A 12,900-nucleotide genomic window follows, 5' to 3' on the forward strand; every position below is an offset into this window, starting at 1 on the left:
CGTCCGAGCAGAACAAGGAGGGGGAATGCTTTCTCCCTCCGGAGAACTCCCAAGAGATCGTCGTGTTCCCTGCTGGAGCTGGCCTCGATCGCCGAAACATTCCGCCGGGGAGCCGGGAAGCTCCATACTGGCGCTCCCCTCTCCGCTTTCCTGGGAGGCGGGCAGGGATTGCGCGTGAACCGGCACGGCCATCGCCTCCCGCCGCCTAGCTCGTCGTATCAGCGCGCTTTGACTTCGACGGCCAGAACCTCCTCATCAGCCCGCGCCTTGTAGCTCAGCCGGGCCTGTCCTGCGTTGACGGAGCGCAGGAGGCCGACCCCGATGATCAAGCTGTGGTCCACCGTATGCTGCATCAGTTCACGCAGTTGCTGCGCGCGTGAGGCATCGTCCAGGGTCGCGCGGGCGCGCTGGATCAGCGCATCTGTCTGCGGCAAGCCAAGCCCGGTGAAGTTCAGCGTCCCAAGGCCCGGCACCGTGCCAGCGGAGTGCAGCTGCGAGCCGAGCAGATAGGAGGTCTCGCCCGTCAGGGAGCCGAAGGCCGTCACGAAGGCCCCGTATTCCCGCTTGTTGCGGCGGGTGAGGAAGGTGGCCTGCGGTACGATCTCGACCGTGGTGCGGATGCCGATGCGGGTCCAGGCGGCGGCCATCGCCTGGCAGATCCGCGGCGTCCGGCTCGGGGAGCAGAACAGGTTCAGGCCGAAGCCCTGCGGAAATCCCGCTTCCGCCAGCAAGGCTCGGGCCGTGTTCGGGTCCGCGCCCGGCACCGGGCGGTCGGGGAGAGCACCGAAGACGAAAGGCGGCGCCGGCTGGTCCGTCGGGTCGGCATAGCCTTCCATGATCTGCCGCGCGATCGCCTCCCGGTTCAGTGCCAGTGACATGGCGCGGCGGACGCGGACATCCAGCATCGGGTTGCGCCCCTCCGCCTCGACGCCGGGCGGGTTCGGACGCTCCACGTCCAGGTAGAGGTTGGCGGCATAGACGGAAGGGCCGTCGAACAGGGCGAAGCGCTGGTCGCCCCGGATGCGGGGCGCGTCCTGCAACGGAACATTGTTGATGAAATCGACATCATCCGCGAGCAGCGCGGCGACGCGGGCGCTGTCCACCGGGATCGGCACCAGGCTTACCGTCTCCCAGGGCACGGTGCCGCCCCACCAGGCTTCGTTGCGGCGCATCACCAGCGGCGCGCTGGTGGACCAGCTCGCGGCCCGGAAGGGGCCGGTGCCGATCGCGGCCGCCCCGGTGTTGAATTCCGCATTGCCCTTCTCCGCCACCGAGCGGGGGACGATGAAGATCTGCGTCAGGTTGGTCGGCAGGATCGGCAGCGGCCCGTTGGTGCGGATGCGCAGGGTGAGGTCGTCCACCGGCTCCACGGCCGTCACGCCGGCGAGGTAGATGGTATAGGGGTTCGGGTTGCCCGGTACGTTCGGCACCCGCTGGAAGGAGGCCACGACATCTGCCGAGGTCAGCGGCGAGCCATCGTGAAAACGCACGCCAGGGCGCAGCCGGAACTCCCATGTGGTGTCGTCCAGCACCCGCCAGGACTGTGCCAACCCCGGCTTCAACTGCATCTGCCCGTCGCGGGTGACCAGCGTTTCGTAGATGTTGCGCAGCGCGCCGGTGTTCGACAGGTTCAGCAGCCAGTGCGGGTCCAGCGTGCTGGGCGGCGACTGGATGCCGATCCGCAGTTCCTGCGCCATGGCCGGTGCGGACAGCAGCATGGACAGGCCCAGGGCCAGTCTCGGCAGCAGCTTCATGCCATCATCTCCTTCATTCAGGTGCCGGTGGTTCGGCACCGGCCATGCATCGCGCGGGTGGCGCCGGCAGGTCAGTAGAGCTGGCCCGGGGCCAGGATGTTGCGCATGGCCTCCGGCCTGCCATCAAGCCAGCACAACAGGTTCTCACGGAAGATCGCGGCGATGCGCGCATTCTCGCGTGACACGGTGCTGGCGGAATGCGGGCTGATCAGCACATTGGGCATGGCCCAGAGCGGGTCCTCCGGCGGCAGGGGCTCCGGCTCCGTCACGTCCAGCGCGGCGAAGCCCACCTGCCCGCTCCCGAGCGCCTCGCGCAGTGCCGCGTGCTCCACCACCGCCCCGCGGCCGATGTTCACGAAGGCTGCGCCGGGCCGCATGGCGGCGAAAGCGGCGGCGCCGAACAGCCCTTCCGTTTCCGGCGTGTGCGGCACCGTCACCACCACCGCATCCGCCTTCGGCAGCAGTTCCAGCAGGTCGGACACGGGTGCGATCTGGTCAAAGAGCGCCGCCTGGGACCGCTCCTGGCCGGGGCGGCGGACCAGGGCGACGACTCGCATGCCAAGCGCCTTGCCGATGCGGGCGCAGCCGCGCGCGAGGTCGCCGCCGCCGATCAGCAGCAGGGTACGGTCGGCCAGATCCTCGCCGCAGTAGCGCACCCAACGCCGCGCCGCCTGCTCCCGCCGCAGGTGATCCAGGCCACGGGCATGCTGCAGCAGCGCCATGAAGACCCATTCAGCCAGCGGCCCGGCGTGCACGCCGCGCGCCGTGGTGACGGTGACACCACGCTCCGCCAGCCGGAGCTTCGCCGCCAGTGGGCCGACGCCCGTGCTGGTCGCCTGAATCCAGCGCAGCTTCGGCATGCTGTCGAGCAGCTCGGCCGGCGGGAAGTCCCAGAGGATGTCGGCCTTGGCCAGCAGCGCCCGCCAAGCCTGCTCCTGCGCTGCGTCACGCGTGAAGGGCGCCCCCTTGTGGTCGGCAGTGTAGCGGATGGGCGGCAGCAGTTCAGGCTCGTGCAGCACCTCCAGCCGGCCGGGCGCGACATCGCGCAGGGCCTCGACATGCTCCGCCTCCAGCGGGGTCGCGATGACGATGGTCTGCCGCCCGCTCATGCCACGGCCTCCAGCACGGCACCTGACGTGATCTGCCCCTTCAGCGCCGGCATGTGGGGCTCCGCCTTCGCATCGGTGAACAGGATGCCGGTGCCCGCGACGGGGGGCGCAGCCACCTTGCCGCGGCAGCATAGGGTAGAGGCTTCAATCATGGGTGGCTTCTCTCCGTCGCGGAATGCGGTTCCGCGACGGCATGGTCAGGCCGGCGGCGCGCCCGGGAAAGAGGCCGCCCCAGCCAATCTTTCCCAAGATGTGGAAAGTTTATGGTCGCTGGAAAGACGGCGGCAGGGGCGGTCACTCAACTGCGGCAGCCTGCGGCGATCTCATGCACGGTGCGCTGCATCTCGCCGATAAGGCGGCCCGGGTGGCTGGCGTCGATCCCTGGGCCGACGAGGCCGAGCGACAGCTCCGGGTGGCCCGCCCCGGTTGGGACGACCAGGCCAAGGGCATTCACGCCAGGATGCCGGAAGCTCTCGGTGACGGCGAACCCGTCCCTGCGGGCCCGCTCCAGCCGGCGCCGCAGCAGGTCCGGTGCATGGCGGTGGAAGCGGCGGTAGCGATGGTCATTGGCGCGCAGCAGTTCCTCGGCTTCGGCCGCCGCCATGCTTGCCAGCAAGGCCACGCCGCCCGCCCCGATGCCAATGGGCAGGCGCGTGCCGACCGTTCCCCTGATGGCCATTCCAGGGGTCGGGCAGGCGACGCGCTTGAGGTAGATGGTTTCCCACGCGCTGCGCTGGTTGAGCACGGCGACAGCGCCCACGCGGGCAGCAAGGTCGCGCAAAGGCTCCTCGGCCGCGGCATAGCGGTCTATCCGCGCTGCGGAGACCAGGCCCAGCTCAAAGAGCTGGGGGCCCAGCATGTAGCGCTTGTTGTCCAGTTTCTGCAGGAAGCCTTCCTCGACCATGCAGGCGAGCAGGCGATGGGCCGTGGAGGTCTCCAGCCCCGTGCGGCCAACCAGTTCCGTCAGCCGAAGCCCGCCCTCCTCGGCCGAGCCCAGTTCCCTCAGAAGGGCCAGGGCACGCCGCAGGCTTCCTGTCCCCTCCTGGCGCGAATGGCTCGATCGGTTCCTGGGCGTCATCGTCACCAAGGCGGCGTTCCACATGGTCCATCCCGGAACCCTTGCCAGGACGGCGCAGGACGTGATCCGAGCACGCCGATGACATGTCGCAAAGATCCAATCCGCAGTGGCTCAGCGATATTCCTGCCACTGCGTGCCGGGGAACCGAGTGGATGGCGGCTGTCGCGAACCCGGGGCTACCTTGGCGCTGCCAGGCCGGGCCGATGGAGGCTGCCGCAGAGACGCCTGCGGGCCTTCCGCGTCATGATGCCGCCAGGCTCCGTTTCAGCCGCGCGATCACTCCAGGCAAGCCGCGCACCTTCAGCACCCGCCCGCTTTCGTCGTATTCCTCCGACAGCACCCGCACGCTGTTGTAGATCTCGCCAATCAGCCCCTGCTGGGCATAGGACAGCGCCAGCACGTCCTCCACCATCTCGGCCTCGAAGAAGGCGATGATGGTGCCGCGCAACGCGCTCACATCCTCCGGAGCATGGGCGGAAAGCAGGATGGCGTCGGGATGCTTCTCGATCAGGGCGGCGCGGCCGGCGGCATCCACGCGGTCCATCTTGTTCAGCACCAGGCGGGATGGCACCGCATCCGCGCCGATCTCGCGCAACACGCCGCGGGTCACTTCCAGCTGCGCCTCGTAGGTCGGGTCCGACGCGTCGACCACGAACAGCAGCAGCGAGGCCTCCAGGGCCTCCGTCAGGGTCGAGCGGAACGAGGCGACCAGGTCGTGCGGGAGCTGCTTGATGAAGCCGACCGTGTCCGAGATGAGCACGCGCGGCCGGGTTTCCGGCTGCAGGATGCGGACGGTGGTATCGAGGGTGGCGAAAAGCTTGTCCTCCACCAGCACCTCGCTGCCGGTCAGGGCGCGCATCAGGGAGGACTTGCCCGCATTGGTGTAGCCAACCAGCGCCACCCGCAGCTGGTCCTGCCGCGCGGAACGGCGGTGGTCGCTGTCGCGCTGCACCGCTTCCAGATGGTCCTTCAGTTCCGCGAGCCGGTCGCGGATCTTGCGGCGGTCGAGGTCCAGGGTGCTCTCGCCCGCGCCCGGGCCCTGCCGCCGCTCACCGCCACCCGAGGATTCCCGCAGCCGGGGGGCGACGTATTTCAGGCGCGCCATCTCCACCTGCAGCTTCGCCTCGCGCGTCTTGGCATGGCGGTGGAAGATCTCGACGATGACGCCGGTGCGGTCCAGCACCTCGGCGCCGGTGGCGCGCTCCAGGTTGCGGATCTGGCTGGGCGAGAGTTCATGGTCCACGATCACGAACTCAGGCTTGCGGGCAGCGTCCTGATCGGCCTCGGCCGGCTCAGCAGCCTCGGCGGCGGCTTCGAACCTTGCGCGTGCCTTGGAGCGCGGGGGCGGCGCCATCGAGCTGACCACGCCGGTGCCACCGGTCAGCGCCGCCAGTTCCGCCAGCTTGCCGCTGCCCAGCAACGACCCGGCGCCGGTGCCTTCGCGGCGCTGGGACACCGTGCCGACCACCTCGTAGCCCAGCGTCTTCACCAGGCGCCCGAGTTCCTCGAGGCTGGCTTCATGCGCGACGTCATCGACCTCCGGCGTCTGGATGCCGACAAGAACAGCGCGGGGCGTGGGGGGCTTGGTCTCCATGGTCGCTCTCAATAGCACGGGTGCGGCCATCTGGCCGCACCCGGATTCGCATGGGCTGGGCTGCTCACTCGCCCTGGATATTGGCCTCCCGCGCGATGTTCTTCCAACGCGTGACCTCGGACGCGATGAGGCCCGCGTAATCCTCCCGGCTCATGCTGTTCGGGCCGGCACCGAAATCCAGCAGGCGCTCCACGGTGCCGGGCTCGGCAAGGCCCTTCGCCAGGGCGTGGTGCAGCGCGTCCGCCACCGGCTCCGGAACGCCGGCCGGCCCGGACAGGCCGAACCAGTTGGTGGCCACCAGCGTTTCCAGTCCGAATTCCCGCACGCTGGGCACATCCGGCCAGCGCACCGCACGTTCCGGCGTGGTGACGGCGAGCATGCGCAGCCGTTCGTTGCGGCCGACATCCGGCACGGCCGCGATCAGCCCCTCGATCTGCCCGCCCAGGATATCCGCCACGGCCGGCGCCGAGCCGCGATAGGGAACATGCAGGATCTGCACGCCGGCCGCGCGGTTCAGCAACTCCAGCTTCACATGGCTGGAGGTGCCGATGCCGGTGGAGCCGAAGCGGACGGTGCCGGCCTTCGCCCGCGTGATGAGGTCGGTCATGGTCCTGATCGGGCTATCCGCCGCGACCACGATCGCGCTGGGAACAGCGGCGATGAGGCCGATGGGCGTGAAGTCCCGCACTGGGTCATAGGGAACCTGCTTCCACACCGCGGGGCCGATGGCCTGGGAGGCGATGTTCGAGAGCACGATCGCGTAGCCGTCCGGCGGCGACTTGGCGACGAGGTCGCTGCCGATCGCGCCGCCGGCACCGCCACGGTTCTCCACCACGACGGAGGCGCCCATCGCGACCTCCATGCCCCGCGCGGCGAGGCGGCCAAGCAGGTCCGTGGTGCCGCCGGGGGTGAAGGGAACGATCAGCCGGATGGGGCGGTTGGGCTTCCAGGCGGGCTGGGCGCGCGCGCCATGGGCGGAGGCGGCGGCGAAGCCGGTAGCGGCCAGGACCGCGCGGCGGGAAATGGGCATGGGGCAGGTCCTGTCTTTGAAAGGGTAAGCCTCGGTCAGTTCACGGCGATGCCGGCATCCTTCACCACACCCCGCCAGCGTGCGAGATCGCCGGATACCAGGGCGCCAAGCTCAGCACGGCTCCCGCCCTCCACCACGAAGCGGATGCGCTCCAGCCGCTCGACGACCTCGGGCTGGCGCAGGGTGGCGGCGATGGCGGCATGCAGCGCATCGGCCACCGGCTCAGGCGTCGCGGCCGGGACAAAGAGGCCCGTCCAGGAGAGGGAATGCAGGTCGGGGAGGCCCTGCTCCGCCATGGTCGCGACCTCCGGCGCCCAGGTCAGGCGGCGCGGGCCGGCCACGGCCACCATGCGGATCTGGCCCGAGGTGATCTGCGGCGCGGCAGTGCCGGAATTGACCATGGAGAAGGGCACGGTGTTCTGGATCACGGCGGTGATCGCGGCCGCGCCGCCGGCGAAAGGCACGTGCAGCGCCTTCAGGCCGGTCCGCAGAAGAAACAGCTCCATGCCCAACTGCTCCGAGGAACCGATCCCGGAAGAGGAAAAGGACAGCTTGTCGCCCTGGGTCGCCATCCAGGCCTTCAGTTCCGCCACGCCGCGCGCGGGGACCTGCGGATTCACCACGATCACGTTCGGCGCGCTCATGGCCAGCACCACGGGCTTGAAGTCCCGCTCGGGATCGAAGCCGGGCTGCTGCATCACGATGGGCTGGATGGTCATCGTGCCGCTGGCATTCACGAGCAGCACATGACCATCCCCCGGCATCGCGGCGACGGCGCGCGTGCCGACGACGCCGGTGGCACCGGGGCGGTTCTCGACAATGACAGTCTGACCCAGGGCGGCCTGCAAGCCCGGCTGCAGCGCGCGGGCGCAGAGGTCGGTGGCACCGCCGGGCGGAAAGGGCACCAGCAGTGTCACAGGCTTCGTCGGCCGCCAAGGCGCCTGCGCCAGCGCGCTGCCGGCGCCCGGAAGCATGGCAAGGGAGAAAAGGGTGAGGGCTTCACGGCGTCGCATCATGATCCTCCTGGCGGCATCCCGCCTTGCTGGATTTGGGCAGCCAGGGCCAATGTGATTGACCGCAGTCATTGGCGGAGAGACCTGCCGCGCAGCAGGCGAGCCGCTTCGAAGGAGCCAGGAGCGCATGAGCAAGACCGGGGCCGATGATGGCGCGGCGGAGGTGGAACGGGTCCGCGAGGCCATGCGGTCGCTGCGGGACGCGCGGGGCTATGTGCTGCCGCATCGCGGCCTGCTGGCGGCCGCCCTGCCCCATCTGCACGAGACCTACGGCGCGATGTACCGGGCGCTCACCCTCGAGGAAGGCGGCCTGCCGCCTCTGCAACGGGAATGCGTGTGGCTGGCGATCCTGGCGGCATGCGACGAGGGCGTGGGTACGCATCACGTCGCGCTGTTCCGCGAGCACGGAGGCAGCGATGACTTGGCCGACGCCGTGTTCCGGCAGACCGGCTGGGCCATGGGTGTCGAGGCCCATGCCTTCCTGCCGAAGGCCTGGGCACCCCTTTTCCCTGGGCTCGATGCGGCGCGGAGCTATCTTGACGGCGCGGCGGCCCTGAATGCGGGCAGCCCCTTGCCCGATGCAACGGCCCGCCTGCTGCGCCTGTCCGTGCACGCCGCCCGCGGCAATCTCTGGGGGCTGCGCGTCGAGTTGGAAGCCTCCTATGCGGCGCGGCTGGAGGAACGCGCCATGGCGGAGGCGATGAGCCTGATCATCTGGCCACGCGGGGTGAATGCCTTCGTGCGCGCGGCCGACATCTGGCTGCAACTGCTGCGCAGCGGTTGCGTCACCCCTTCCCCCCTCTTCGCCGCCTGGGCGGAAGCCTCCGGGCAGGGCCCACTGATGCTGACCCCGGGCGCCTAGGGTCAACATCGCGTTCAGGCCGTCACGTCACTGGCCGAGAGCGCCCGCTCGAAGAAGGCGCGGCGGTCGCGGGCGCCGCGCATCATCAGGGAAAGGTCGTTCTCCGTCAGGATCATGCGCATGCCGGCGCGGAGGAATCCCTGCCAGGGTCCCTCGTCGCGCGGCCCGCCCATGCCAGCGAAGAGGCCGTTGCGCGCGGCGGCGGCACAGGTCCGCTCCACCGCGTCCCGCAGTGCGGGCGAATCGTACTGGCCGGCCAGCCCGAGATCCCAGAGCAGGTCGGAGCCCCCGATGAACAGGCCATCCACCCCTGGCACGGCCGCAATCGCCTCAACATTCGCGACGGCGGCGCGGCTCTCGATCATCACGACCACCACCACCTCCTCGTTGAAGATCCCGCAGGCTTCCGCGAGGCTTTTATCATATCCAAAATGCGCCAGGGTTCCCGGCACCGAGAGGTTCCCCCTGGGCGCGAAGCGCGCGGCGCGTGCCACGGCGGCCGCCTGTTCCGGCGTGTCCACATGCGGAACCACGAGGCCGAGCGCCCCGTTGGTCAGCAGCCCCGCGATCTCATGCGGGTCGTGGCTGGAGGGGCGCGCCATGGGCAGGATGCCGGCGCGAATGGCCGAGAGCGCGATGTCATGCGCCAGATGCGGCGAGGCCGGGCTGTGCTCGAAGTCGAGCATGGCCCAGTGGAAGCCGCAGGCCGCCAGGATCGGCCCCGCTTCCGCGCTGCGCGACAGGCGCAGGTTGCTGCCGAGCGCCAGTTGCCCCGCCGCCATACGCGCCCGGAAGGCGCTACCGGGAAAGCCGCTCATTCCACCGCCTCTCCCGCCGTGAAGGCCAGCAGGGCATCCGGGAAGCGCCAGGCCGTCCGCTGCCGGGAGGCCAGGATATGCAGCGCCTCGCGCATCCGGTCGAAAGCCTCGCGCACCGCCTCCTCACCCTCAATCACGAGGCCGAATCCGGGGCACAGGCGGTCGATCGGGCGTGCGGACTGGATGCTATCGAGATCGCGGAGAATGGGCGTGGGGTCGATGCCGACCAGCCAGTCCATCTTGGCCGAAAGGTAGAGCGCGATGTCATCGGCCCGCATCGGTGTCTCGTCCCGACCCCGCAGCCGCGAAAGGCCAGGGGCCCAGGCTCCGGCCGGGCGGGCGAGAAAGGCGAAGGCATCCGACGTGAACAACGTGCGCGTTGCCGCCTCGTAGAACCAGTTGGTGGCGAGCAGGCGCAACTCCACCCGCAGCACCTCCAGCCGCAGGCGGCCGACCTGGGTGATCACACCAGGTGCGATGCGCACGGCGCGCAGGCCAGGTGTCGCCTCGATCTGCGCGGCCGCGCTTGTCTCCTCGACGCCCTCGAAGAAATCCAACGGGTTGAGAACGCCGGCATAAAGCACTTCCTGCACGCCGAAGTCCTGGAGGATAGCTGGCAGGTTGATCATGCAATCCTGCTCGCGCCGCGTGGTGATGAGGCGCCGCTCGGTCGTGCCGCCCAGTGTGTTGCGGATGCCATCCGCAATCAGCGGCCAGTGCACGGCCAATCCGGTATCGACCATCAGCCACTGCCCGCCATCCCGCAGGATATAGCCCTGCACCGGCAACAGGCCGCGCGCGCCCTGCGGCAGCCAGCTGATGGGACGCGCCGCCACATCCAGCCAGCCCCCGGTGGCGAAGAGCGTGCCAGGGATGATCTCTGCCAGTCCCTCGGTTTCCATGGATACCGGTGCGCTCATGCCGCCACGGGCCCCATCGCGATACCCTGCTTGAAAAGCGGCAGCGTGCTTTCCGGCGTGTCCACCACACAACCATGGGCGCCGGCGAGAAGGCGTGGGCGCAGGCGGGCGATCAGTTCATCCATCTCGGGAAAGGTCGGCCGGCTGTCGGTGAACTTCGGCCAGTGCAGGGCCTTGTCGTTGAAGTCCTGCATCATGGCGATGTCGGGCGGTGCGATCTCGCTGCTCAGGTGATCGCACTGGCCCGGCACATGGGCGTGGAAGTAGGCGCAGGCGTCGGAGAGAAAGAGGATGCGGTCCTTGGTGTCGAAGGCCCAGAGCGTATCGGGCAGGTCACGCCACACCGGGGGCAGGAACAGGAACTGCCGGTCGCCGAGGTCGAGCGTGTCGCCGGCCGCGACGTGCCGGAAGCGCTTCTGGAGGGAAGGATAGTACAGCGGGTAGTCCCGCAGGTCTCCTACCGCGACGGCCTCCGGAAACTCGCGCATCCAGCGCTCCAGCAGGCCGGAATGCGGAAGCTCGCTATGCGTCGGGAAGATGTAGTCTATGGAGCGGCCAGCCAGGAAGGTGTCCACGTCGCGTCTCACCGCGTCCCAGTGGATGGGATGGCCAGTATCGATCAGGATCGTTTTCGTGGAGCCCTTGAGCAGATAGAGCGAGTAATGCGCGTGCATGTCAGGCACGCTGCTGGCAAGGCACCGTCCGGTCCACAGGCAATCCGGCGTAATCGCCCGGGGCAGTTCCCCGGTTTGGCCGAATGCACCGCCATGGGCATGTCCGACGTGACCATCCTTGTCAGGATCTTGGCTCTTCATTGTCCCGGCGCTTCCTTTCGGTGGATTTGGATTAGGCGCGACGTATCTGATGCTGCATGGCATAGGCCCAGCATCTGTGTCGCAGCCGACCAGCCTTTCCCGCTTGCGGCCATGGCAAAACAGGCTGCCAGGCTTCTGCGAAAGCCGAAGCAGCGTCCGTCGCGCCATCGCTGCGCATCGTGCAACGGATGCCACGATAAGCACCCATAGGAGACCCGCGCAACGATAATGTTCTACAAACAGGACAGACTTCTGTCCTATATTGCAGACCGGATCGAAGGCGTCTTACCGGAGCCGAGTGCCTTCTTTAGGATCGACCTCTCTTTCGGGATGATCCTGGACAGCGCCGTCCGGCAGCACCTGCATCCAGGCCGCAGCCGAACCTGATGCTGCCTTCTACGAGCCGCCATCCTGCACCACCGCCGGCCGCTTCCGCATTGTCACCGCGCTCAGCAGCACGAGGGCCGCGACGATCAGAAACCCGAGCGCGATCGGATGATTCACCACGTCCATCAGGTCGCCATCCGAGATGAGCAAGGCCTGGCGAAGGGATCGCTCCAGCGTCGGCCCCAACACATAAGCAAGGATCAGCGGCCCGAGATCGAAGCCAGCCCGGCGGAGAAGAAAGCCGACAATGCCGAAGATGGCGGCGAGCAGGACATCGAAGTGGTTCAGGCCTGTGCTCCAGGTGCCAATGACGCAGATCAGCAGGATGCTCGTGGCCATGAAACGCCGTGGCACCTCCAGCGCACGCACGAACAACCCGACGAAAGGCAGGTTGAGCACGACCAGGATGAAGTTGCCCAGATACATCGAGGCAATGACGCCCCAGTAGAGTTCGGGTTGGCGCTCCAGGATCATGGGGCCGGGCTGCACACCATGCACCAGCAGCGCGCCAAGCAGCAGGGCCGTCACGGCGTTGGACGGAATACCAAGGGTCAGAAGCGGAATGAATGCGCCTGCGGTGCCGCTGTTGTTGGCGCTTTCCGGCCCTGCGACACCCTCGATCGCGCCCTTCCCGAACTCATGCGGGTATTTGGTGAGCCGCTTCTCGACCGCGTAGGAGAGAAAGGAAGCCAGCACCGCGCCGCCGCCCGGCAGCAGCCCGACAAGGAAGCCCAGCACGGAGCCGCGCGCGATGGGTCCGGCGCTCCGCTTCCATTCCTGCCGGTTGGGCATGAAGCCAAGCATGCCGGAGGGCGCGCGCAGGATCTCGGGCTTCCCGTCGCCGCTCAACGCCAGGAACAGCAGTTCCGAGAGGCCGAACAGCCCGAGCGCGAGGGGCGCGATGTTGATGCCGTCCACCAGCGCCGGCACGCCGAAGGTGAAGCGCGGGGTGCCGGCCATGGGGTCCAGCCCCACCGAGCCCAGGAACAGCCCGATGAGCGCCATCAGCGCCGCCCTGGCGACACCGGAAGCCGCGAAGAAGGCGATCATGGACAGGCCCGCCAGCATCAGCGCCGCGTATTCCCAGGGCCCGAAGGCGATGACGATCTCGGCCAGCGGGGGGGAAAGCAGCATCACGCCCAGCACGCCGACCGTGCCGGCGATGAAGCTGCCGATGGCCGCGATGCCGAGCGCCGCGCCCGCGCGCCCGTTCTTGGCCATGGCATAGCCGTCGATGCAGGTCACGACCGAGGAGGCCTCGCCCGGGATGCGCATCAATACCGAGGTGATCGTGCCGCCATAGGCCACGCCGTAATAGATGCCGGCCAGCAGGATGATGGCACCGGTGGGGTCCAGCTTGAGGCTGATGGGCAGCAGCAGCGCGATCGTGGTGGCCGGCCCGAGGCCGGGGAGCACACCGACCAAGGTGCCCAGCACGGCGCCCAGCAGGCAAAGGCTGAGGTTCTGGAAGGTCAGCAGAACCGCGAAGCCCTGCATCAGTCCGTCGATCATGCCAGCCT

At 68.6% G+C, this 12,900-nt stretch carries 12 protein-coding genes; 1 reads left to right on the top strand and 11 read right to left on the bottom strand.

Going from position 1 to position 12,900, the window contains the following annotated elements; all coding sequences use genetic code 11:
* Positions 1 to 218: 218 nt before the first annotated feature.
* The 7 genes from EBE87_RS18370 to EBE87_RS18395 form a co-directional block, all read right to left on the bottom strand.
* Positions 219 to 1,754: an ABC transporter substrate-binding protein gene (locus EBE87_RS18370; protein ID WP_120636570.1), complete on the bottom strand. Its 1,536-nt coding sequence runs from the start codon at positions 1,752 to 1,754 to the stop codon at positions 219 to 221.
* Positions 1,755 to 1,825: 71 nt separating this feature from the next.
* Positions 1,826 to 2,863: a D-2-hydroxyacid dehydrogenase gene (locus EBE87_RS18375; RefSeq protein ID WP_158600794.1), complete on the bottom strand. Its 1,038-nt coding sequence runs from the start codon at positions 2,861 to 2,863 to the stop codon at positions 1,826 to 1,828.
* Positions 2,860 to 3,015 (bottom strand): hypothetical protein, encoded by a 156-nt coding sequence (locus tag EBE87_RS29045; RefSeq protein WP_158600793.1) that lies wholly within the window; start codon positions 3,013 to 3,015, stop codon positions 2,860 to 2,862. The genes EBE87_RS18375 and EBE87_RS29045 overlap by 4 nt, the downstream gene beginning before the upstream one ends.
* Before the next feature lie 146 nt (positions 3,016 to 3,161).
* Positions 3,162 to 3,965 (bottom strand): IclR family transcriptional regulator, encoded by an 804-nt coding sequence (locus EBE87_RS18380; RefSeq protein WP_120636568.1) that lies wholly within the window; start codon positions 3,963 to 3,965, stop codon positions 3,162 to 3,164.
* A gap of 217 nt (positions 3,966 to 4,182) precedes the next feature.
* Entirely contained in the window at positions 4,183 to 5,535 is a 1,353-nt protein-coding gene (hflX, locus tag EBE87_RS18385; RefSeq protein ID WP_120636567.1) for a GTPase HflX, read from the bottom strand.
* Between the two features lie 64 nt (positions 5,536 to 5,599).
* Complete coding sequence (locus EBE87_RS18390) at positions 5,600 to 6,565, bottom strand: Bug family tripartite tricarboxylate transporter substrate binding protein (protein WP_120636566.1); 966 nt, start codon at positions 6,563 to 6,565, stop codon at positions 5,600 to 5,602.
* Between the two features lie 35 nt (positions 6,566 to 6,600).
* Positions 6,601 to 7,581, bottom strand: coding sequence for a Bug family tripartite tricarboxylate transporter substrate binding protein (locus EBE87_RS18395; protein WP_158600791.1), 981 nt, complete (start codon positions 7,579 to 7,581; stop codon positions 6,601 to 6,603).
* Between the two features lie 124 nt (positions 7,582 to 7,705).
* Here EBE87_RS18395 and EBE87_RS18400 point away from each other — a divergent pair, with 124 nt between their 5' ends.
* Positions 7,706 to 8,440, top strand: a complete 735-nt coding sequence (locus EBE87_RS18400; protein WP_147425931.1) for a carboxymuconolactone decarboxylase family protein — start codon at positions 7,706 to 7,708, stop codon at positions 8,438 to 8,440.
* A gap of 14 nt (positions 8,441 to 8,454) precedes the next feature.
* On the opposite strand, the gene EBE87_RS18405 is transcribed toward EBE87_RS18400, so the two are convergent.
* From EBE87_RS18405 to EBE87_RS18420, 4 genes are all read right to left on the bottom strand, one after another.
* Positions 8,455 to 9,258 (bottom strand): HpcH/HpaI aldolase family protein, encoded by an 804-nt coding sequence (locus tag EBE87_RS18405; RefSeq protein ID WP_120636563.1) that lies wholly within the window; start codon positions 9,256 to 9,258, stop codon positions 8,455 to 8,457.
* The gene (locus EBE87_RS18410; protein WP_147425929.1) at positions 9,255 to 10,178 is read right to left on the bottom strand and encodes a hypothetical protein; all 924 of its coding nucleotides are present in this window, start codon (positions 10,176 to 10,178) and stop codon (positions 9,255 to 9,257) included. Before EBE87_RS18410 ends, EBE87_RS18405 begins: the two co-directional genes overlap by 4 nt.
* The gene (locus EBE87_RS18415) at positions 10,175 to 10,852 is read right to left on the bottom strand and encodes an MBL fold metallo-hydrolase (RefSeq protein ID WP_158600790.1); all 678 of its coding nucleotides are present in this window, start codon (positions 10,850 to 10,852) and stop codon (positions 10,175 to 10,177) included. Before EBE87_RS18415 ends, EBE87_RS18410 begins: the two co-directional genes overlap by 4 nt.
* Positions 10,853 to 11,389: 537 nt before the next feature.
* Positions 11,390 to 12,892, bottom strand: coding sequence for a tripartite tricarboxylate transporter permease (locus EBE87_RS18420; RefSeq protein ID WP_120636560.1), 1,503 nt, complete (start codon positions 12,890 to 12,892; stop codon positions 11,390 to 11,392).
* Between the last annotated feature and the right edge of the window lie 8 nt (positions 12,893 to 12,900).

This window comes from Teichococcus wenyumeiae (genome assembly GCF_003696345.1).
GTDB lineage: Bacteria > Pseudomonadota > Alphaproteobacteria > Acetobacterales > Acetobacteraceae > Pseudoroseomonas > Pseudoroseomonas wenyumeiae.